The sequence below is a fragment of the Thermaerobacter composti genome (assembly GCF_033582035.1).
In the GTDB taxonomy this organism is placed as follows: Bacteria; Bacillota; Sulfobacillia; order Thermaerobacterales; family Thermaerobacteraceae; genus Thermaerobacter; species Thermaerobacter composti.
Genome location: NZ_CP132508.1, coordinates 565,150 through 583,709 on the forward strand (window position 1 = coordinate 565,150; position 18,560 = coordinate 583,709).

Sequence of the window (18,560 nt, forward strand, 5' to 3'; positions counted from 1 at the left end):
ATCTCTCTCAATCCGACGCAGGCCGTGCTACAGTGGACGCGAGGAGGCAAGCCGATGAGCTCGGCCACGGCGCGGTCGACACCGTCAGGACGAGGCGCATCCGTCGGCCCGTCGTTCCCGCTGCGGCCGGTGCGACCCGCCGCGGCGACGGGATCGGGCCGCGCCACCGCCATCGGGCCCGGCCGGGGGAGCCGGCCGCCCCTGGCCCTGGGGGCGGCCGCCGGCGCGGTGGCGCTCATGATGCTGCTCCCGGTGGGGTACCTGTTCCTCCGCACGGCGGGTGCGTGGGACCGGGTGGCGGAGCTGCTGCTCCGCCCGTCCACGTGGGCCATCGCCGGCCGCTCCCTGGGGCTGGTGGCGGCGGTCACCGCCACCGGCGTGCTGCTGGCGGTGCCGCTGGCGTGGCTGGTGACCCGGACCGACCTGCCGGGCCGGCGGTTCTGGGCGGTGGCCACGGTCCTCCCGCTGGCGATCCCGAGCTACGTCGGGAGCTTCCTCTACGTGGTGGCCGCCGGGCCCCACGGCCTGCTGCAGCGACTCCTGGCCCCCTGGGGCGTGGAGCGGCTGCCCGATCTGCACGGCTTCTGGGGCGCCTATCTGGTGATGACCCTGTTCACCTACCCGTACGTCCTGCTGCCGGTGCGGGCCGCGCTCCAGCGCCTGGACCCGGCCCTGGAGGAGGCGTCGTACAGCCTGGGACGCGGTCGGTGGGCCACCTTCCGCGCCGTGGTCCTGCCCCAGCTGCGTCCGGCGATCCTCGCCGGCGCCCGGCTGGTGGCCCTGTACACCCTGGCGGAATTCGGTGCCGTCGCCACGCTGCGCTACGAGACCTTCACCTGGGCGCTCTACGTCCAGTACCAGGTGGCCTTCGACCGGGAGGCCGCGGGCGGCATGGCCCTGGTGCTGGTGGCGGCGGCCATGGCCCTCCTGGGCATCGACGCCCTGCTGCGGGAGCGCTGGCGGTACCACCGCGACACCCCGGGGACGCCGCGCCCGCCGGCGCCGGTGCCGCTGGGCCCCTGGCGCCTGCCTGCCCTGGCCTTCTGTGGGCTGGTCGTGCTGCTCGCCCTGGGGGTGCCGCTGGCGGTGCTGGCCTACTGGGCGCTGCGCGGTGCCCTGGAGGGGGACTGGTGGGTGCTGCTGGGTCCGGCCACGTTCAATTCGCTGGCCGTGGCCGCGCTGGCGGCCGTGGTCACGGTGGCGGCGGCGCTGCCCGTTGCCGCCCTGGGCGCCCGGCATCCCGGACGCTGGAGCGGGCTCGTCGACCGCGTGGTCCACATCGGCTTCGCCATCCCGGGCATCGTCATCGCGCTGGCCCTGGTGTTCTTCGGCATCCGCTTCCTGGGGCCCCTGTACCAGACGGTGGCGATGCTGGTGGTCGCCTATGCGATGGTCTTCCTGCCCACGGCCCTGGGGCCGCTGCGGGCCTCGTGGCTCCAGGTGGACCCGAAGCTCGAGGAGGTCGCCCGCAGCCTGGGGCGGCGACCGTGGCAGGTGCTGACCACGGTGACCCTGCCCCTGGTGCGCCCCGGGATCCTGGCCGGGGCCGGGATGGTGTTCCTGGTCACCCTGAAGGAACTGCCCCTGACCCTGATCTTGAGCCCGCCAGGGTTCGACACCCTCGCCGCGTCGGTGTGGAACTCGATCAGCGAGGCCTACTTCGGCCAGGCGGCCGTCAAGTCCCTGCTGCTGGTGGCGGCCTCGGCCGCCTCCGTGGGGTTGATCCTCCGCCGGGAGGGGGAGTGGGAGCCGTGAAGGACACCGATGCGCCGGTGATCCGCTGCCGCGGCCTGGTGAAGCGCTTCGGCGCGACGCAGGCCGTGGCCGGTCTCGACCTGGAGGTCTACCGCGGGGAGATCCTGGTCCTGGTGGGACCCAGCGGATGCGGGAAGACCACCACCCTGCGGCTCATCGCCGGCTTCGAGACGCCCGATGCGGGACGCATCGAGCTCGGGGGGCGGATGGTCGCCGGCGAGGGGCGACCGGTGCCGCCGGAGGAGCGCCGGGTCGGCTTCGTGTTCCAGGAGTACGCCCTCTTCCCCCATCTGACGGTGGCGGAGAACATCGGGTACGGCTTGGCCCGGGGCCCCCAGCGGTCGAGGCGCGTCCGCGAGATGGTGGAGCTGGTGCGGCTGGAGGGCCTGGAGGACCGGTACCCCCACGAGCTCTCCGGCGGCCAGCAGCAGCGGGTGGCCCTGGCCCGCGCCCTGGCTCCCCGGCCGGAGATCCTGCTGCTGGACGAGCCCTTCTCCAACCTGGACGCCGACCTGCGCCAGCAGGTGCGGGAGGAGGTCCGCGAGATCCTGCGCCGCACCGGGATCACCGCGGTCCTGGTGACCCACGACCGGCGGGAGGCCCTGAACCTGGGCGACCGGGTCGCCGTGATGGAGGCCGGTCGCATCGAGCAGGTGGGCACGCCGGAGGCCGTCTACTACCGACCCGCCACGCGCTTCGTCGCGGAGTTCATGGGCCCGGGCACCTTGCTCCCGGGGACGGTGGAACCGGGCGGCATCGCCACCGAGCTGGGCTTCTTCCGGCAGGCGGCCGCCCAGGCCCCGGGCGATCCGGTGCAGGTGCTGATCCGGCCCGACGACGTGCGCCTGCAGCCGCTGGACGACGGCACCGGCACGCCCGCGGGCCGCGACGCCACCGGCCCCGGCGGCGCCGCCGGGGTGGTCGTCGCGCGGGAGCGCCGCGACGGATACTACCACTACCGGGTGCGCCTCGACACCGGCACCGTGGTGAGCAGCGAGATGGTGCACGTGCACGACTTCCCCGTGGGGATGCGGGTTCGGGTCACGGTGACGGCCGGCCATCCCCTCCATTGCCTCCCCGCGACGGACGAACCGGCCCCGCCGCGCAGCCGGCCGGAGACGGTGCCGGCGACGGACGCGGTCGCTGGCGGCGCCGACCGGATGCGCGGCGACTCGGGGGCACGCCGTGCCGAGGCGGGGCCTCATCGAGGCCGGGATGCCGTCCCGGTGACGCCGCCCGTCCCGCCCGCGGACGGAGGCCGCGGGGCCGCAGGCCGGCGCGCCCTCGGCACGGGTGGCAGGGAGGGTGGCAGGGTGGCGGGCCCTGCATCGGCTGCCTCGGGCCCTTCATCGGCTGCCGCCGTCCACCGGGGGGATCGGGAATGCGGCTGCTGATCACAGGCGGCGCGGGGTTCATCGGCTCCCACCTGGCCGAGCGGGCCCTGGCCCACGGGGCCGAGGTGGTGATCCTGGACAACCTGGCCGCCAACTACGACCCGGCCCTCAAGCAAGCCAACGTCGAGCTGGTGCGCATGCGGGCCGCCAGGGCCGGGGCCGGGTTCCGGTTCGTCCGCGGCGACGTGCGCAACGGGGAGCTCCTCGATCGGCTCTTCGCCCGTCACCGCTTCACCCACGTGGCCCATCTGGCGGGCCTCCCGGGGGTGCGGCCCTCGCTGGCCGAGCCGCGGCGCTACCTGGAGGCCAACGTCGCGGGGACCGTGGCGGTCTTCGAGGCCATCCGGCGCCACGGAGCGGGGGTGGAGCGCGTCGTGGTGGCGTCGTCGTCCTCGGTGTACGGCGCCCAGCCCGGCCCCTGGCGGGAAGACCTGCCGCCGGCGCCGCTCTCGCCCTATGCGGCCTCCAAGGCGGCGGCGGAGCAGTTCGCGCGGACCTATCAGCGGATGCTCGGCATCGGCGTCACGTGCCTGCGCTACTTCACCGTCTACGGGCCGCGCCAGCGTCCGGACATGGCCATCGCGCGCTTCACCGCCCGCGCCCTGGCCGGCCAGCCCATCCCCGTATTCGGCGACGTCCACAGCCGGCGCGACTACACCGAGGTCGGCGACGCCGTCCGCGGCACCTGGGCCGCCCTGTGCGAACCCGGCGCGGACTTTCAGGTCTACAATCTAGGCAGCGGGCGGCCGGTGACCCTGAAGGAGCTCATCGACGCCCTGGGGCGGGTCCTGCACCGCCCCATCGCCCTGGACCTGCAGCCGCCGTCGCCGGGGGACGCCCCGGCCACCTGGGCCGACATCACCAGGGCGCGGCAGCGGCTGGGCTACCATCCGCGGACGGCGCTGGAGGAGGGACTGCGCAGGTACGTCGGCTGGGTGCGGTGGCACCTGCCGGTGGGCAGGGGAGAAGGAAGGGCGGCGAGGGGGGCAGGAAACCACGTCCGCCGCGGTCTACAGCGGCGGGAGACCAACGGGCGTTAACCTCGCCACCGGATCCCGAGGCGGTTCGGGGGGCGAAGGAATTCCTGCGGAGCCAGATTCGGCCGCCTCGTGACTACCGCGAAACCGTGGACCAAGTCGCCTTAGCCCTGCGCATGGATCTCCGTCTGGCGCGCAAATCGCAGCGACTCCTTCGGCAAGTTTTACCGCTAGGTCCGGCGGTTGCTGACGAACCGGACGGACGGTGCATGACAGGGGAGACGCGCCGGAAAAGGCGCGGGGCAGGAGGCCAGGCATCCTGCCCCGCTCGTTCGTCCACCCGGTTTGGCGGAAGGCCATCCGAATTCCGTCGCGACCCCTGCCGAGGAGGCCGGGCACTCAAGCGCTCCTCGGGTCCGCGGCAACCGGTAGCCTACAGCCACAGCGACGCCACGATGGGCGCGATCAACAGGGCGACGATGTTGATGATCTTGATCATCGGGTTGATGGCCGGTCCCGCCGTGTCCTTGTAGGGGTCGCCCACCGTGTCGCCCGTCACCGCGGCGGCGTGGGCCTCGGTGCCCTTGCCGCCGTAGTGACCCATCTCGATGTACTTCTTGGCGTTGTCCCACGAGCCGCCGCCGTTGGTCATCTGGATGGCGATGAACAGACCGGTGACGATGGAGCCCACGATCAGGCCGCCCAGCGCCCTCGGGCCCAGGGCGAAGCCGACCAGGACGGGGCCGAGCACCGGGATCAGCCCCGGCAGCACCATCTCGCGCAGGGCCGCCCGGGTGACGATGTCCACGGCGCGGCCATAGTCGGGCTTCGCCTTGCGCTCCATGATGCCGGGGATCTCCCGGAACTGGCGGCGCACCTCCTCCACCACGTCGAAGGCGGCCCGCCCCACGGCCTCCATGCTCATGGAGGCGAACAAGAAGGGCAGCACGCCGCCGATCAAGAGGCCGGCCAGCACGAAGGGATCGCCCAGGTCGAAGGACAGCGCCTCGACGCCGGCCTTGCGGAGCTCTTCCACGTAGGAGGCGAAGAGGACCAGGGCCGCCAGACCCGCCGAGCCGATGGCGTAGCCCTTGGTCACCGCCTTGGTGGTGTTGCCCACGGCGTCCAGCTGGTCGGTGACCTCGCGGACGGAGTCCTCCAGGTCCGCCATCTCCGCCAGGCCACCGGCGTTGTCGGTGATGGGCCCGTAGGCGTCCATGGTGACGATGATGCCCGTCAGCGACAGCATCGCCATGGCGGCGATGGCCACGCCGTAGAGGCCAGCCAGGTTGTAGGCCAGCAGGATCGCCAAGGCGATGACCAGGGCCGGCACCGCCGTCGAGCGCATGCCCACGGCCAGGCCCGCGATGATGTTGGTCGCGTGGCCGGTCTGGGAGGCGTGGGCGATGTTCTGCACCGGCCGGAAGTTGGCCGAGGTGTAGTACTCGGTGATGACGATCATCGCCACGGTGACGCCCAGGCCGATCAGGGCGGCGTAGAACAGGTCCAGGTCCAGGCCGAGCCAGCGGGTGACGGCGAAGAAGCCGACGGCGCCGACCACACCGCTGGCCAGGGCGCCCTGGTAGAGCGCCCGCATGATCGCCCCCGGCCGTGCGGGCGGGGTGGCCAGGACGCCGACGATGGAGCTGACGATGCCCACCGCCCCCAGCAGCAGCGGGAAGTAGAGGTAGCGCGGGTCGCCGGCGAACTCCGGCGTCAGCAGGCCCAGCAGGATGGCCGCCACCGCCGTGACGGCGTAGGTCTCGAACAGGTCCGCCGCCATGCCGGCGTCGTCGCCCACGTTGTCGCCCACGTTGTCGGCGATGACGGCGGGGTTGCGCGGATCGTCCTCCGGGATGCCGGCTTCGACCTTGCCCACCAGGTCGGCGCCGACGTCGGCGGCCTTGGTGTAGATGCCGCCGCCCAGGCGGGCGAACACGGAGATCAGGCTGGCGCCGAACCCGAAGCCCACCAGGGCCGAGTTGTCCTCCGCCCCGGTCAGCCAGACCAGCGCGGTGACGCCCAGCAGGCCCAGGCCCACGACCATCAGCCCGGTCACCGCACCACCCTGGACGGCGACGCGGAAGGCCGCCGCCAGGCCCGTGCGCGCCGCCATGGCCGTGCGCATGTTGGCGCGCACCGCCACGTTCATTCCGATGTAGCCGGCGGCCGCCGAGAGCGCGGCGCCCACCACGAACCAGAGCGCGGTGGTCAGGCCCATGCCCGGCGCCACCGCCAGCACGATGAACAGCACCAGCGCCACCAGGGCCAGGGTGCGGTACTGCCGGTTCAGGTAGGCCGTGGCGCCCGCCTGGATGTGGCCGCCGATGTCGGCCACCGCCGGGTGGTCCACCGGCTGGCGGACGATGCGGGTGGCAAAGACGAGTCCGGTGAGCAGCGACAGCAGGCTCCCAACCAGCGGGATCCAGAGGTAGGCGTTCATGTCCCTTGCCCCGCGGTGAGGCGGGTCCCTCCCTTCGTCATCATCCCGACGAATGCTGACGATCCGATGAACATGATAAAAGTGTTGGAGGAACGGGACCAGCCCTCGCCGCGAAACCCGCTGGGATCCGGGCCGGTGCGGGGAGGGAGCGGCGCGGGACGCGGTGGCCGCAGCAGCCGGTGAGCGGCCGGTGGGCCCGTCCCGCAGCCCATCGAACGCGCGGCGTCCGGCGCGAACAGGGTGGAGAGCCGTGGCGAAGGATGGCGACCGTCGGCCGCTGGCGCCGGACCCGGGCGCACCCGATGGCGACGGCCCAGGGGCCGGCAAGGCCGCGGGGGATCCCGCCCAGGAGAAGGAGGCGGCCCGCCGGCTGGTGTACCGGCGGTTGCGGGAGGGCGGGGCGGCCCGCTTCCCCTTTCCCATCGAGGGGCGCATCCCCAACTTCAAGGGCGCCGAACGGGCCGCGGCCCGGCTACGGGAGCTCGAGCTCTACCGCCGGGCGCGAGCCCTCAAGGTGAACCCGGACACGCCCCAGCTCCCCGTGCGCGCCATGGCCCTGGCCGATGGCAAGACGCTCTACATGCCGACCCCACGCCTGCGCGGCGCCTTCCTTCGCATCCGCCCCGAGGACGTCCCACGCGGCGAGGAGCGGCGGGCGGCCCAGCTCAGCAAGGCGGCGGCCTACGGCCGGTTCGTCCCCCTCGAGGAACTGGCCCCGGAGGCGGCGCCCATCGACCTGGTGGTGGTCGGCGCCGTGGCGGTGACCCGCGACGGTGCCCGGGCGGGCAAGGGGGAGGGCTACGCCGACTACGAGTACGCCTTGCTGCGCGAGCTGGGCCATCCCGAGCTGCCGGTGGTGACCACCGTCCATCCCCTCCAGCTGGTGGACCGGCTGCCCGTCGACCCCCACGACCTGTCGGTCGACGTCATCGTCACCCCGGACGCGGTGATCGAGACCCGCACGCCGTATCCCAAGCCCCGCGGCATCCGGTGGGACGCGGTGACGGAGGACGACCTGGAGGCCATGCCGGTGCTGCGGGAGCTGCGCGCCCTGCGCTGGGAGCGGATGACGGTGCCCGACGTCCTGGCCCCCGGCCTGGAGGTCGTGTTCGTCGGCCTCAACCCCGGCCGCGCCAGCGCCACCGCCGGGCACCACTTCGCCGGGCCCAACAACCTCTTCTGGCGGCTCCTCCATGAGGCGGGGTTCGTGCCCCGGGTGCTGCGGCCCGAGGAGGACCGGCTCCTTCTCCGGTGGGGGGTGGGGGTGACCAACGTGGTGCCGCGGGCGACCCGGGGCGAGGCGGATCTGGGCTGGGACGAACTGGCCGCGGGCGGCGCCGCCCTGCGGGCGAAGATGGCCCGCTACCGGCCGCGGCTGGTGGTCCTCCTGGGCAAGCAGGTCTACCGGGCCTACGCCGGGTTGGCCCGTACGGCGCGGGTGGACTGGGGGCTGCAACCCCGGGAGTCGGTGGCGGGGGTGCGGGAGTTCGTCGCGCCCAACCCGTCCAGCCGCAGCACGGTGCCCTACGCGGAGCGGCTGCGGCTCTTCGAGGAGGCGCGGGCGTGGCTGCGGGGGAACTAGGATCGCTGGCCCCAGGCTCGCGTCCTGCGTACGGTCCCGCTCGCTGCAGGCTCCCCCTTCGTCTCCTGCAGGATTCTGCAGATCCCGCAGGATCCTGCACCAGGACGCCTTTCCGGCCGGCTTGTTTCACCCTCGAAATATTTCAACTTGACAACGACATCCGACGCGCCTACGATGCCCGGTATGAACGGCTGGGAGATCCTCCAGCAGATCTGGCGGCTGCAGCGGGTGGTCCTGCGGGAGGCGACGCCGTGCCTGGAGCGGCACGGGCTCTTCCGCATGGCCCCCTTCGCCCTGGCCATGGTCCGGCGCTGCGGCACGCCGTCCGGGGTGGCCGCGGCCCTCGGCCTGCCGGCGCCGACGGTCAGCCACATCCTGCGCCGCCTGGAGGCCGAGGGCTGGATCGCGCGCGAGCTCGACCCCGAGGACCGGCGCCGCTACCGCCTGGCGCTGACCCCGGCGGGACAGGAGGCGCTGGCGGCCGCCCGGGCGTGCCTCCAGGCGGCCATGGACCGCCACCTCGAGACCCTGACGCCGGCGGAGCGGGAGACGCTGCGGCAGCTCCTCTTGCGGCTGCAAGGGGATCGCCCGGCCCCGGGGCGAGTGGCGGGCGCCGGCCTCTCGTGGCCTTCGTCTGGGGGCGGGGCAGCCTCGGGCCGCCCGGCCTCGGGAGGGCCACGGGACGGCGCCGGGCCTGCGCGGCGCCGGCCGGACGACGGGACGCCCTCGGGACCAGGGCAGGAGCGCCGGCCGGTGCCGGCCGAGGATGGACCGGTGCCGCTCCCGGGCGAATCGGGAGCGGCCGGTCGCCATGGTACGGGTTCCGCGCGGTGGGATGCGGCCGGCCGCGAGGGGGCCGATCCCGCGCGCTGGGGAGCGGACGGCCGCGACGGGGCCGGTGCCGCCCGCGCGCCCCACGGGGGACCGGTCGGCGGCGGTGACGCGCCGCGCGAAGGGGGCGCCGGGGCGCCCAAGCCGCCGCCGGTGAAGACGAAAGCCGCCAACGGCGAAGGAGCGAGGGCCCATGACGAAGCAACCCGTTGAAGCGCAACCCGCCGCAGCGACCGCCGGCGGGGCCGGGGCGGCCGCGCCGGGCTTGCGGCCCGGGGAGCGGCGCCTGGCCATGATCGGCGTCATGCTCTGCATGTTCCTCGGGGCGCTGGATCAGACCATCGTGGCCACCGCCATGCCCCGCGTGGTCGAGGAGCTGCACGGCCTGGACCGCTACGCGTGGGTGGCGACGGCCTACCTGCTGGCGACGGTGGTCGCCCTGCCCATCTTCGGCCGGCTGAACGAGCTGCTGCCGGGCAAGTGGGTGTTCACCGCGGCGGCCGGCATCTTCCTCGCCGGCTCCGCCCTCTGCGGCCTGTCGCCGAGCATGGACGCCCTGATCGCCTTCCGCGCGCTCCAAGGCATCGGCGGCGGCGGCCTGTTCGCCACCTCGATCACCACCATCGGGCTGCTCTACCCCCCGCGGGAGCGCGGGCGCGTCCAGGGCGTCTTCGCCGCCGTCTTCGGGCTCTCCAGCGTGGTCGGACCCTGGGTGGGCGGGCTGCTGACCGATCACCTGGACTGGCGCTGGGTGTTCTATGTGAACATGCCGGTGGGCATCGTGGCCCTGTACTTCCTGCTCCGGCACATGCCCCTCTTGCCGCCCCTGCGCCGCTCGGCCTTCGACCTGCCGGGTGCGGTCGCCATGGCGCTGTGGACGGTGCCGCTGATCCTCGCCTGTTCGTGGGGCGGATCCACCTACCCCTGGGGATCGCCCCAGGTGCTGGGCCTGTTCGCCCTGGCGGCGGTGGGCCTGGTCCTCTTCGTCGTGGTGGAACGTCGCAGCGCGCAGCCGCTGTTCGACCTCAGCCTGTTCGCCAACCCCACCTTCCGGTGGGCGGTGCTGGCGCTGCTGTTCTTCGGCGGCACCTTCCTGGGGAGCGTGATGTTCCTGCCCTTGTACCTCGTGCAGGTCAAGGGCTTCTCGGCCTCCAACTCCGGCCTCGCCCTGACGCCGCTGACCTTCGGCACCATGGCCGGCAGCCTGCTGGCGGGCCAGCTGGCCACCCGGTTCGGGCGCTACAAGCCGATGCTGCTGGTGAGCTCCGTCGGCTCGGTGGCGCTGTTCCTGGTCTTCCACGAGGTGCTGCGGGTCGACACGCCGCTGTGGCAGGTCCTCGTCCTGATGGTGCTGCTCGGCTTCTTCTTCGGCCCGTCCATGCCGCTCTACGGGATGGCGGTGCAGAACAGCGTCTCCCGCGAGCGGATCGGCACGGCCAGCAGCGCCACCCAGTTCTTCCGCCAGGTGGGATCGACGGTGGCCGTCGCCCTGCTCGGCACGGTGCTCAGCGGTGCCCTGCACCAAGGGATGATCCAGCACCTGCCGCCGGCCTACCGGGCGGCGACCCAGTCCATCGCGATGCCCGCCGAGGGCATGGCGGGTGGCGTCGACCTGGAGGTCCGGGTGCGCCAGGGCTTCGAGGCGGTGCTGGCCGACGTGGAGAGGGCGCTGCGCGGGGACGAACAGGCCTACGCGCGGCTGCAGGCCGACCCCCGGGTACCCGCCGACCTCAAGGAGCAGCTGCCGAAGGGCGGGATCCGCGCCCGGGTGCGGGAACGGGTGGGCTCCCTGAAGACGGCGCTGGCGACGGCCCTCGAGGGTGACGAGCGGGCGCGGCAGGCCCTCCTGGCCGACCCGGCCCTGCCCGCCTCCCTGCGCCGGCTGGTGGAGCACCCGCCGGCCGACCCGGGCGCGCGGCGGGCGGCCCTGGCGGCGGCCCAGCAGGCGCTGGACGCCCAGGTGGACGCCATGGCGGCCCAGGCGGAAGAACAGGCCATCGCCCAGATCCGCCGGGCCATGGAGCAGCAGGTGGACCAGGCGGTGGCCGCGTTCCGCGCCGCCTTCAACGAGGCCGTCACGGAGGCCCTGCGCCAGGTGTACCTCTACACGGCGGCCATGGCGGTGATGGGGCTCTGCTGCCTGTTCTTCCTGCCGGATGAGGAGCTGAAGCGCGGTTACGCCCAGGCGGAGCCGATGCCGGCGCCCGCCCGGCAGTGAAGCACGGTGCCGGGGCCTGGGGCACCACGGCCCGGCGCCGGCGGGCTGGATGCCCGGAAGCCGTCGCGGACGGCCGGCGACGGAGGGGCGGTAGCGGGCGGTGGTGGGGGCGCGGTGGCGTGCCGAGCGCCGCGATCGGCGGGTGGAACGCGGCGCTGCGACCGATGACCCGTTGCACCGGGCGGCCCCGCGGCGCCCGCCCCGGGGGCCGGGCCGGACGCTGGGGCCGGCGGTTCGAGTTCGGGGCTGCCGGCATGGTCCGGCGGCGCCGGTCCCGAGGGCCCGGCTGGACGGGACCGTCGGGGCCTTCGGACCCGGATCACCGGGTCTGCTTCACCGAGGGAGCCAGATTCGTACCCGATCGCCCTGGGCGATGCGGCCGGGCCGCTCCACGGAGAGCACGATGCCGCGCCGTCCTCGCGCCACCTGGACGAACCGCACGGGCAGCGCCTCCCGCTCGGGGTACAGGGGGTACAGGGCGGCCAGCACCTCGCCGGGGTGGCGGCAGGGGCGGTTCTCCCCCTCGCAGACCAGCCCCGCGCCGCTGGGGAAGAGCAGCCGGGCTCCCGCCGGCAGTCGGGTCAGCTCCGGCAGGCCCTTGATCAGCAGGTTGGCGCCCAGCCACTCGGGCAGGACCGCGTCGAGCCCGAGGCCGTCGGCGATGGCGGCGCACTCCTCCACCGACACGGCGCTGAGCTGGCGCCGGTTGCGGATGGGGGTGCCCCGCGGGTACATGGGCTCGCGGCTCCCGGCAGGTCGGGTGAGCCCGTGGTGGCGGTCGCCGGGGATGCCGCCCAGGTCGACCTCCACCGCCTCCACGCGGCGGCTGACGAAGGTGTCCGGCTCGGTGGCGACCAGCACGGCGGCCACCACGCAGGTTCCGGCATAGGGCATGGCGGGACTCCTCGCTTTCGCGACCCGTGGTGGAAGGGCCGACGCGACCCGCAGCGGAAGCATCGGTGCGCCACCCGGGGCGGAGCCGCCGGCGCCGGGATCAGCGCCGTTCCGCGGCAGCTGCCGGGGGTGGGGCGCCGGCGCCGGAGAGGCCGGTCGACCCCGGTTGCCGGCGGCCGGTGGGCTGCTGGCGGCTGCCGGCGGCTTCCCGCGCCCGGTCCAGCAGCCGGCCCGGGCCTCCGGCCAGGCGCCAGGCCGGCTCCAGGCCCGCCGCCACCGCGAAGAGGTACTTGGCCAGGTGGGTGGCCAGGGCGATGCGGAAGGCGGCGGCGGGTTCCACCGCGTAGAGCTGGAGCGCCAGGGTCATGTTCGCTTCGTAGGTGCCCAGGCCGCCCGGGGTGATCGCCAGGACCTGGCCCGCCACCGCCACCAGGGTGGCGGTGAGGGCGGCGGCCGGGGCGAGGGGCGTGCCCAGCGCCCGGGCCACCACCGTCAGGATCCCCGCCTCCAGGGGCCAGCTGAGGGCCGAGAGCAGCCACGCCAGGGCCAGCCGCCGCCCGGGCACGGCGGCCAGGGCGGCGGCCACCGGCGCCAGGCGCGGCCAGCGCCGGGCCAGGCGCGGGGCCAGGCGGGCTGCCGCCGCCAGCGCCAGGGGGATGGAGAGGCCCAGGACCCCAGCCGGCACGACGGCCGCATGGGCGGGCGACAGGAACAGGGCGGCGGCCGCCGCCGCCAGCAAGGCGGCCGTGTCCACGACCCGCGCCTGCACCACCGACACCAGGGCTTCCGCCCGGGGCAGGCCGGCTCGCGCCGCCAGGGCGATGCGGGCGACCTCGCCCAGCTTGCCCGGCGCCAGGTGGTTGACCAGGTTGGCCGCCAGGGTGAGGCGCCAGAGCAGGACGAAGGGCAGCCGGCGCCCTGCCGGCGGCAGGAGCACCTGCCACGCCCAGGCCCGCAGGGCAAAGGCGGCGGCGTACGCGGCCACGGCCGCCAGGGCCGGGGCCGGTTCGTCCCGGAGGAACCGGCCCAGCGCGGCCACGTCGGCGGGCCGCACCACCCGCGCCGCCACGGCCACCAGGCCGACGAGCAAGGCCAGGCGCAAGGCCAAGAGCCCGTAGCGGCCGATGGGCTCGCGCCGGGCGGCCGAGCGAAGAGCGGGAACGCGCACGGGGGTCATGACAACCGCATTGTACTACGGATGACGGGGTGCCAGGGGAACGAGGGGAGGGGACGGGCGGCAGGGGACCGGGAGGGACGGGTGCGACGGGTGCCAAGAGGACCTGCGGCGCCACCCGGTGAACCCTAGGGCGGGATCTTGCCCGGGTGCGCGGGATCATCCGGTTTGCGAGGCGCGATCGATGACGGGAACGACGGGAACCTTCCATAGGCAAGCATCTGGATCGGACGCAGCGGGCCGGGCCGGTCCCGGCGGCAACGACCGGGCGGCCGCCCGGCCCGCCGTGGACCCCGCGGCCCCCGCAGCCTCCGCGGCATCCCCACCCCCCGCCGGCCGGGGCGAGGAGCCCGTGGTGGCGGGCATCGACCTCGGGGGCACGAAGATCGCGGCCGGCCTGGTCGACCACCAGGGCAGGGTGCTGGCCAGCCGGACGCTCCCCACGGACGCACCCTCGGGCCCGGCGGCGGCCATGGACCGCATCGCGGCCGCCGTCCGGGAGCTGGCGGAAGAGGCCGGCCGCCGGCCGCAGGCGGTGGGGGTGGGCGCGCCCGGTCCCCTGCTGCTGCCCGAAGGCCGGTTCGTAGGCACCCCCAACCTGCCCGGGTGGAACGGCTTCGCCCTGCGGGACCAGCTGGCCGGGCGCCTCGGCTTGCCCGTCGCCGTCAACAACGACGCCAACGCCGCGGCCCTGGCCGAAGCCCGGCTGGGTGCCGGCCGCGGGGCGGAGGTCATGGTGTACGTCACCGTCGGCACGGGCATCGGCGGCGGCCTGGTGATCGGCGGGCGCCTGTTCAGCGGCGTCAACGGCAACGGGGTGGAGATCGGCCATACCACCGTCGACCCCGACGGGCCGGCTTGCGGTTGCGGCAACCGGGGCTGTTGGGAGGCCGTGGCCGCCGGGCCTGCCCTGGGGCGTCTCGCCACCGAGCGCCTCGGCCCGCCGCCGGGCCGGCCGGGCGGCCGGTGGACCGCCCGCGAGCTGCTGGACGCGGCGGCCGCGGGTGACGAGCGGGCCCGGGCGGTGGCGGAGGAGTACGCCCGGCTGCTGGGGATCGGGCTGGCCAGCGCGGTGAACCTGTTCAACCCCGATCGACTGGTGCTGGGCGGCGGGGTGATGGCCCGTTATTCGTTGCTGGCGCCGGCCATGGAGGCCGAGATGCGTCGTCGCGCCCTGCCGGCCAACCTGGCGGCGGTCCGCCTGGTGCCTGCGGCCCTGGGCCAGGACGCGGGCCTGGTGGGCGCGGCGCTGCTGGCCTGGGACCTGCTGGACGAACCGCATCCCGGCGCTGACCGCCGCTGAGGCGGCAGCCCGTGGAAGCGGCCGCCCGTGGCCGCAGGGGCGCAAGGTAGCGGCCGGGTGGCGGCATCGCCGGTCGGTGCGTCGGAGCAAGGCCCCGGGACGGCACCCCCGGGGCGGCCCGCGGCCCTGCCGGGCGGCCCGGGGCCCGGGGCTCTGCCATCCGGCTGAGGCCGTGCCCGGGGTCCGGGGGAGGGGGAAGCCGTGGCGCGGTGGTGGCTGCGGCTGGAGGGTTTGCTCCTGGCCGTGGCGGCGGTGGCGGCCCACGCGGCCGCCGGAGGCCGCTGGGCGGCCTTCGGCGTGTTCTTCGTCCTGCCCGGGGTGATCGGTGCGGCTCTCTTCCGCTGGGCCGCACGGCGCCTGGAGCGGGATGGGGTGCATGGCTCCGCCCCGGCCCCGGGAACCGGCGGCCGCCGGCGCCCGGCGGGAGAGGCGCCGGAACCGCTGGTCCCGCGCCGCTGGTTCGTCCTGTACAACGCCGCCCACAGCACGGTGCTGCCGCTGCTCCTGGGCCTTGGGGGATGGTGGCTGGCAGGTCGGGTCTACCTGCCCCTGCTGGGCTGGCTGGCCTACATCGGGCTGAGCCGGGCCCTGGGCCGGGGGCTACGGCTGTACCCCTACCTGCGGTCGACCCACCTGCAGCTCGATGAGGCGCCCCTCCGGCCGCGCTGGTGAGCTAGCCGGGCGCGACCCGGCGATGGGTCCACCCCAGCGGCTTCGTGGCGCTCCCGCAACTCGCGCATTCCTGGGGCGATCCCCCCGGCCCACCCCGGCCCACCCCGGCCGGTCCCCGGCGGGAACCCGGCGCAGGGTGGTTCGTCGTATTGAAAGGACCGGAGCTCACAGGATCGGAGGGGGTGCCGCTTCCTGGCCGGCACGGCGCCCCTTCAGCAGGACGGCGGCGCTGGACTGGGGATGGGGCGGCCGTGGGTGATGGAGGAGGATCGGACCGTTGGCAGGCGGCGGGTATGCAGCGGACATCCCGTGGCGGCTGCGCAGCCTCGAGCCACCCCGCCCCGCGCGGCAACCCGCCCGGGACCGCGGGGCCGCGGCCGGCACCGGCCCGATCGATGGGGCAGGGCTCGGGGCCGGGAAAGGGGATGGCGGCCAGGTCGAAGCGGTCGCGTGGGCGGACGGGCGCCCGGGCTCGGCCTTGATCGAGGCGACCGCTGGCCCCGGGGTTCCAGGCCCCGGGACTCTTCCCGGGGCGGCCGCCCCCTTGCGGGCGCCTTCCCGCGGGCCGGAGGAGGATCCCTCCTGGGAGGCCGGCCTGCGGGCGGGCGATCCGGCCGCCCTGCAGCGGCTGGCCGAGCACTGGGCACCCCGCTTGTACCGCTATGCCCGCCGCCTGGGAGCGGATCCAGAGGCTGCCCAGGACCTGGTGCAGGACACCCTGGTCCGGGCGCTGGGCAGCTTCCGCGCCGGGCGCATTCCCGGCCGCCTGGGCCCCTGGCTCTACACCATCCTGACGAACCGGCTGCGGGACGAGGCTCGCAGCGCGTACCGCCAGCGGGTGGCCCTGGCGGCCGCCATGCCCGAGGGGCCGCCACCATGGCACGCCGGATCCTCCCCTGATGGGGCCGCGGTGGATGGGTCCGGTTGCGATCCGGCGGAGGTGGTGACCTGGCGCGCCGGCCGCGCGGCCCGGGTCGAGAGGCTGCGGGCGGCCCTGGGCACCCTGCCGGAACCGTGGCGCCAGGTGGTGGTCCTGCGAATCCTGGAGGAACGGCCGGTGGCCGAGGTGGCGGCCATTCTCGGCGTAGCCGAAGGGACCGTCAAGTCCCGCCTGCACCGGGCGCTGAAGAGCCTGCGCCAGGCGCTTGAAAGGCTAGACCGGGGGCTGGAACCGGCGGGCGGCCAGGGGGGAGGTGACGGGCGATGACGGGCCCTGACGCGGTGGGTCGCCGGACGGGCGAGCGGCGGGAGCCGGCGGCCAGCGCGCCCGCACCGGCTGGGGAAGAACGACGTGCGCCACCCAACCCGGCCGCCGGCGTCCCGGGCGGGGCACCGCACCACCGTCCGGCCGCCGGCTCTGCCGACCGTCGTCTTGCGCGGGCCACGGCGGTTTCCCAGGGCGCGGCGCAGGCCTGGGAGATGCTCTGGCAGGAAGCGGCGGAAGGGGCCCGCCGGGAGGGGGACGATCCCCTCTCCCCGGCGGAGGTGAAGGCCCTGTGGGCGGACTTCGCGGCCCTGCGGGCCCGCCCCGAACCCGTTCCCCAGGACCTGGTCGCCCGGGTGACCCGGGCCTTGCTGGAGACGGCGGGCGGGCAGGAGGAGGCCCAGCCGCAGGAGGGGGCCGAGCCCGTTGCCGTACCGACCGGCGAGCCGGATCGGGCTGGGGCGGGCGGGGGGACGCTGGACTGGGCCGCCCTGGCCCCGGACGGTTCGCGGCGGCCTCGTCTGGTGCCGCTGCTGAGGCTTCTGGCCGCGGAAGCCCGCTGCTTTCCCCTGTCGTTTCTCGCCCTGCAGCTGCTTTTGATGGCCGGCGGCCTTGTGCTGCACCTGGTGGCGGTGGAGACGGCCCGGGGGCTCTGGCCGGACTGGACCCCGGCGCTCCGTGCGGCCGGCGACGGGGCGGGAGCCCTTGGTCCCGCAAGCCCGCTGGCACTGGACGGCTGGCGCCTCATCCTGCTCTCCGCCGACAGCCTGGCCCTGGTGGCGCCCTGGCTGGGCACCCTGGTGGCCCTGGCGGCCGTCTGGCCCCGGCGGCAGATGCTATGGGCCGATCTGGAGACCCTGTCGCCCTTCCCTGCGGCCAGCCGGCTGCTGGCGCGGGCCGGCGTGGCGGGCCTGCTGGCGACCCTGTTCATCCTGGTGACGGGGTGGATCCAGCCGGCCGCGGTGCAGGCGTTCATGGGCCTGCCGCCCGGGGGTCCCGCTCCAGACACCGTGCTGGCGTGGTCGGCCGCGGGGGCGGCGGCCGGTGTGCCGGGCGGGAGCCCCGGCGGGACGTTGGGGGTGATCCTGGCCCGGCTGGCGCCCCTCTGGCTGGCGGCGGCGTGGGCCCTGTGGTGGCACATGCGCGCGGGCACCCTGGGCGCGATGTTGGCCTCCGCCGGGCTTTGGACGGCCGTGACCCTGGGGGGGCACTGGCTTGGTCCCTGGAACCCGCTGGCCGCGGGCCCCGTGCCGGCGGTGGCCGTGCAGGTCGCCATGCTCCTTCTGGCGACCCTGCTGGGGTGGGGACTGGCCAAGCAGGCGGGTGCCGGGGAGGTCGCCGCATGAACTGGGCTCGTGGCGTGGGGGGATGGATCCCGTGCCCCTGACCCTGGCCGGGGTGCAGCGCCTGGCGTGGGAGGGGCTGGTCCTGCCGGGCCGGCAGCCCGTGGCGGTCCCGGACACGGTGTTGGCTCCCGGGGTGGTGCTGGTCACGGGGCCGCCGGGGGCGGGCAAGTCGCTGTTGCTCCGGGTGCTGGCGACGCTGGCCGTTCCTCGCCGGGGGCAGGTGCACTACCCCTGGCCGGCTCCCGGCGGGGAGCCGGTCTCCTTCCCCGGGGCAGGGCCCGGCGCCCTGGCCGCGGTCCGGGGATGCACCGGCTACGTGCCCCAGGAAGGCCGCGTGGTCCGGGGGATGAAGGTGGCGGCCGCCCTGGCCTATCTGGCGGCCTTGCGGGCCGTGCCGGAGCCACGGAAGGCGGTGGCCGCGGCCCTCCGGCGATGGGGCCTGGACGGTGCGGCCGGCCAGCGCCTGGAGGAGCTCTCGGGCGGCCAGTGGCGCCGCTGGCTGCTGGCCCAGAGCCTGCTGGCGCGCCCGGCCCTGTGGATCCTGGACGAACCCGCCCGGGGCCTGGACCACGACGGCGTGATCCTGTTGCGGGCCGCCTTGGAGGAATACCGGGCGGCGGCCGCCGGCAGGCGGCCGGTGTGGGCGGTGGTGGTCGACAGCGAGGGGCGGCTGGTCGACCTGGCGGACCAGTGCTTGGTCCTGCCGGGGCGGTGAGCGGGGCTGCACAATTGAGGCTGCACGCTGCCCGCTGTCTGGCCCGGATAGC

14 protein-coding genes are annotated in these 18,560 nt (G+C 75.2%); 11 read left to right on the forward strand and 3 right to left on the reverse strand.

Going from position 1 to position 18,560, the window contains the following annotated elements:
- Positions 1–54: 54 nt before the first annotated feature.
- The 3 genes from Q5761_RS02305 to Q5761_RS02315 are packed head-to-tail and all read left to right on the forward strand — an operon-like array spanning position 55 to position 4,189.
- Entirely contained in the window at positions 55–1,755 is a 1,701-nt protein-coding gene (locus tag Q5761_RS02305) for an ABC transporter permease (RefSeq protein ID WP_135224967.1), read from the forward strand.
- Entirely contained in the window at positions 1,752–3,149 is a 1,398-nt protein-coding gene (locus tag Q5761_RS02310; RefSeq protein WP_318751036.1) for an ABC transporter ATP-binding protein, read from the forward strand. The genes Q5761_RS02305 and Q5761_RS02310 overlap by 4 nt, the downstream gene beginning before the upstream one ends.
- Positions 3,137–4,189 (forward strand): SDR family NAD(P)-dependent oxidoreductase, encoded by a 1,053-nt coding sequence (locus tag Q5761_RS02315; protein WP_318751037.1) that lies wholly within the window; start codon positions 3,137–3,139, stop codon positions 4,187–4,189. Before Q5761_RS02310 ends, Q5761_RS02315 begins: the two co-directional genes overlap by 13 nt.
- A 370-nt stretch (positions 4,190–4,559) precedes the next feature.
- Here the strand turns inward: Q5761_RS02315 and Q5761_RS02320 are convergent, their stop codons facing one another.
- Complete coding sequence (locus Q5761_RS02320) at positions 4,560–6,569, reverse strand: sodium-translocating pyrophosphatase (protein WP_318751038.1); 2,010 nt, start codon at positions 6,567–6,569, stop codon at positions 4,560–4,562.
- Positions 6,570–6,819: 250 nt separating this feature from the next.
- On the opposite strand from Q5761_RS02320, the gene Q5761_RS02325 reads away from it, so the two are divergent.
- From Q5761_RS02325 to Q5761_RS02335, 3 genes are all read left to right on the forward strand, one after another.
- On the forward strand, positions 6,820–8,151 hold the full coding sequence (locus Q5761_RS02325) for a 5-formyltetrahydrofolate cyclo-ligase (RefSeq protein WP_318751039.1): 1,332 nt from the start codon (positions 6,820–6,822) through the stop codon (positions 8,149–8,151).
- Positions 8,152–8,334: 183 nt separating this feature from the next.
- Positions 8,335–9,195 (forward strand): MarR family winged helix-turn-helix transcriptional regulator, encoded by an 861-nt coding sequence (locus tag Q5761_RS02330; RefSeq protein ID WP_318751040.1) that lies wholly within the window; start codon positions 8,335–8,337, stop codon positions 9,193–9,195.
- Positions 9,176–11,200 carry an MDR family MFS transporter gene (locus Q5761_RS02335; RefSeq protein ID WP_318751041.1) on the forward strand — a complete coding sequence of 675 codons (2,025 nt, stop codon included), beginning with the start codon at positions 9,176–9,178 and terminating at the stop codon, positions 11,198–11,200. The genes Q5761_RS02330 and Q5761_RS02335 overlap by 20 nt, the downstream gene beginning before the upstream one ends.
- 333 nt (positions 11,201–11,533) lie before the next feature.
- Here Q5761_RS02335 and Q5761_RS02340 read toward each other — a convergent pair whose 3' ends face one another.
- Together Q5761_RS02340 and Q5761_RS02345 are read right to left on the reverse strand one after the other, a co-directional pair.
- On the reverse strand, positions 11,534–12,094 hold the full coding sequence (locus tag Q5761_RS02340) for an MOSC domain-containing protein (RefSeq protein ID WP_318751042.1): 561 nt from the start codon (positions 12,092–12,094) through the stop codon (positions 11,534–11,536).
- A 100-nt stretch (positions 12,095–12,194) separates the two neighbouring features.
- The gene (locus Q5761_RS02345) at positions 12,195–13,271 is read right to left on the reverse strand and encodes a lysylphosphatidylglycerol synthase transmembrane domain-containing protein (protein WP_318751043.1); all 1,077 of its coding nucleotides are present in this window, start codon (positions 13,269–13,271) and stop codon (positions 12,195–12,197) included.
- Between the two features lie 352 nt (positions 13,272–13,623).
- Between Q5761_RS02345 and Q5761_RS02350 the strand changes: the two genes are divergently transcribed.
- The 5 genes from Q5761_RS02350 to Q5761_RS02370 all read left to right on the forward strand — a co-directional run bounded on the left by Q5761_RS02350 (position 13,624) and on the right by Q5761_RS02370 (position 18,508).
- Entirely contained in the window at positions 13,624–14,571 is a 948-nt protein-coding gene (locus Q5761_RS02350) for an ROK family protein (RefSeq protein ID WP_318751044.1), read from the forward strand.
- 201 nt (positions 14,572–14,772) lie between these two features.
- The gene (locus Q5761_RS02355) at positions 14,773–15,243 is read left to right on the forward strand and encodes a DUF4260 family protein (RefSeq protein ID WP_318751045.1); all 471 of its coding nucleotides are present in this window, start codon (positions 14,773–14,775) and stop codon (positions 15,241–15,243) included.
- Positions 15,244–15,787: 544 nt separating this feature from the next.
- Entirely contained in the window at positions 15,788–16,450 is a 663-nt protein-coding gene (locus tag Q5761_RS02360) for an RNA polymerase sigma factor (protein WP_318751046.1), read from the forward strand.
- Complete coding sequence (locus Q5761_RS02365; protein WP_318751047.1) at positions 16,447–17,793, forward strand: hypothetical protein; 1,347 nt, start codon at positions 16,447–16,449, stop codon at positions 17,791–17,793. Before Q5761_RS02360 ends, Q5761_RS02365 begins: the two co-directional genes overlap by 4 nt.
- 22 nt (positions 17,794–17,815) lie before the next feature.
- The gene (locus Q5761_RS02370) at positions 17,816–18,508 is read left to right on the forward strand and encodes an ATP-binding cassette domain-containing protein (RefSeq protein ID WP_318751048.1); all 693 of its coding nucleotides are present in this window, start codon (positions 17,816–17,818) and stop codon (positions 18,506–18,508) included.
- Positions 18,509–18,560: the final 52 nt, after the last annotated feature.

Bases quoted from the DNA above. Each gene is read 5' to 3' on its own strand.
- Q5761_RS02305 (WP_135224967.1), top strand. From the start codon at position 55: ATGAGCTCGGCCACGGCGCGGTCGACACCGTCAGGACGAGGCGCATCC.
- Q5761_RS02315 (WP_318751037.1), top strand. From the start codon at position 3,137: ATGCGGCTGCTGATCACAGGCGGCGCGGGGTTCATCGGCTCCCACCTG.
- Q5761_RS02320 (WP_318751038.1), bottom strand. From the start codon at position 6,569: ATGAACGCCTACCTCTGGATCCCGCTGGTTGGGAGCCTGCTGTCGCTG.
- Q5761_RS02330 (WP_318751040.1), top strand. From the start codon at position 8,335: ATGAACGGCTGGGAGATCCTCCAGCAGATCTGGCGGCTGCAGCGGGTG.
- Q5761_RS02335 (WP_318751041.1), top strand. From the start codon at position 9,176: ATGACGAAGCAACCCGTTGAAGCGCAACCCGCCGCAGCGACCGCCGGC.
- Q5761_RS02340 (WP_318751042.1), bottom strand. From the start codon at position 12,094: ATGCCCTATGCCGGAACCTGCGTGGTGGCCGCCGTGCTGGTCGCCACC.
- Q5761_RS02345 (WP_318751043.1), bottom strand. From the start codon at position 13,271: ATGACCCCCGTGCGCGTTCCCGCTCTTCGCTCGGCCGCCCGGCGCGAG.
- Q5761_RS02365 (WP_318751047.1), top strand. From the start codon at position 16,447: ATGACGGGCCCTGACGCGGTGGGTCGCCGGACGGGCGAGCGGCGGGAG.
- Q5761_RS02370 (WP_318751048.1), top strand. From the start codon at position 17,816: ATGGATCCCGTGCCCCTGACCCTGGCCGGGGTGCAGCGCCTGGCGTGG.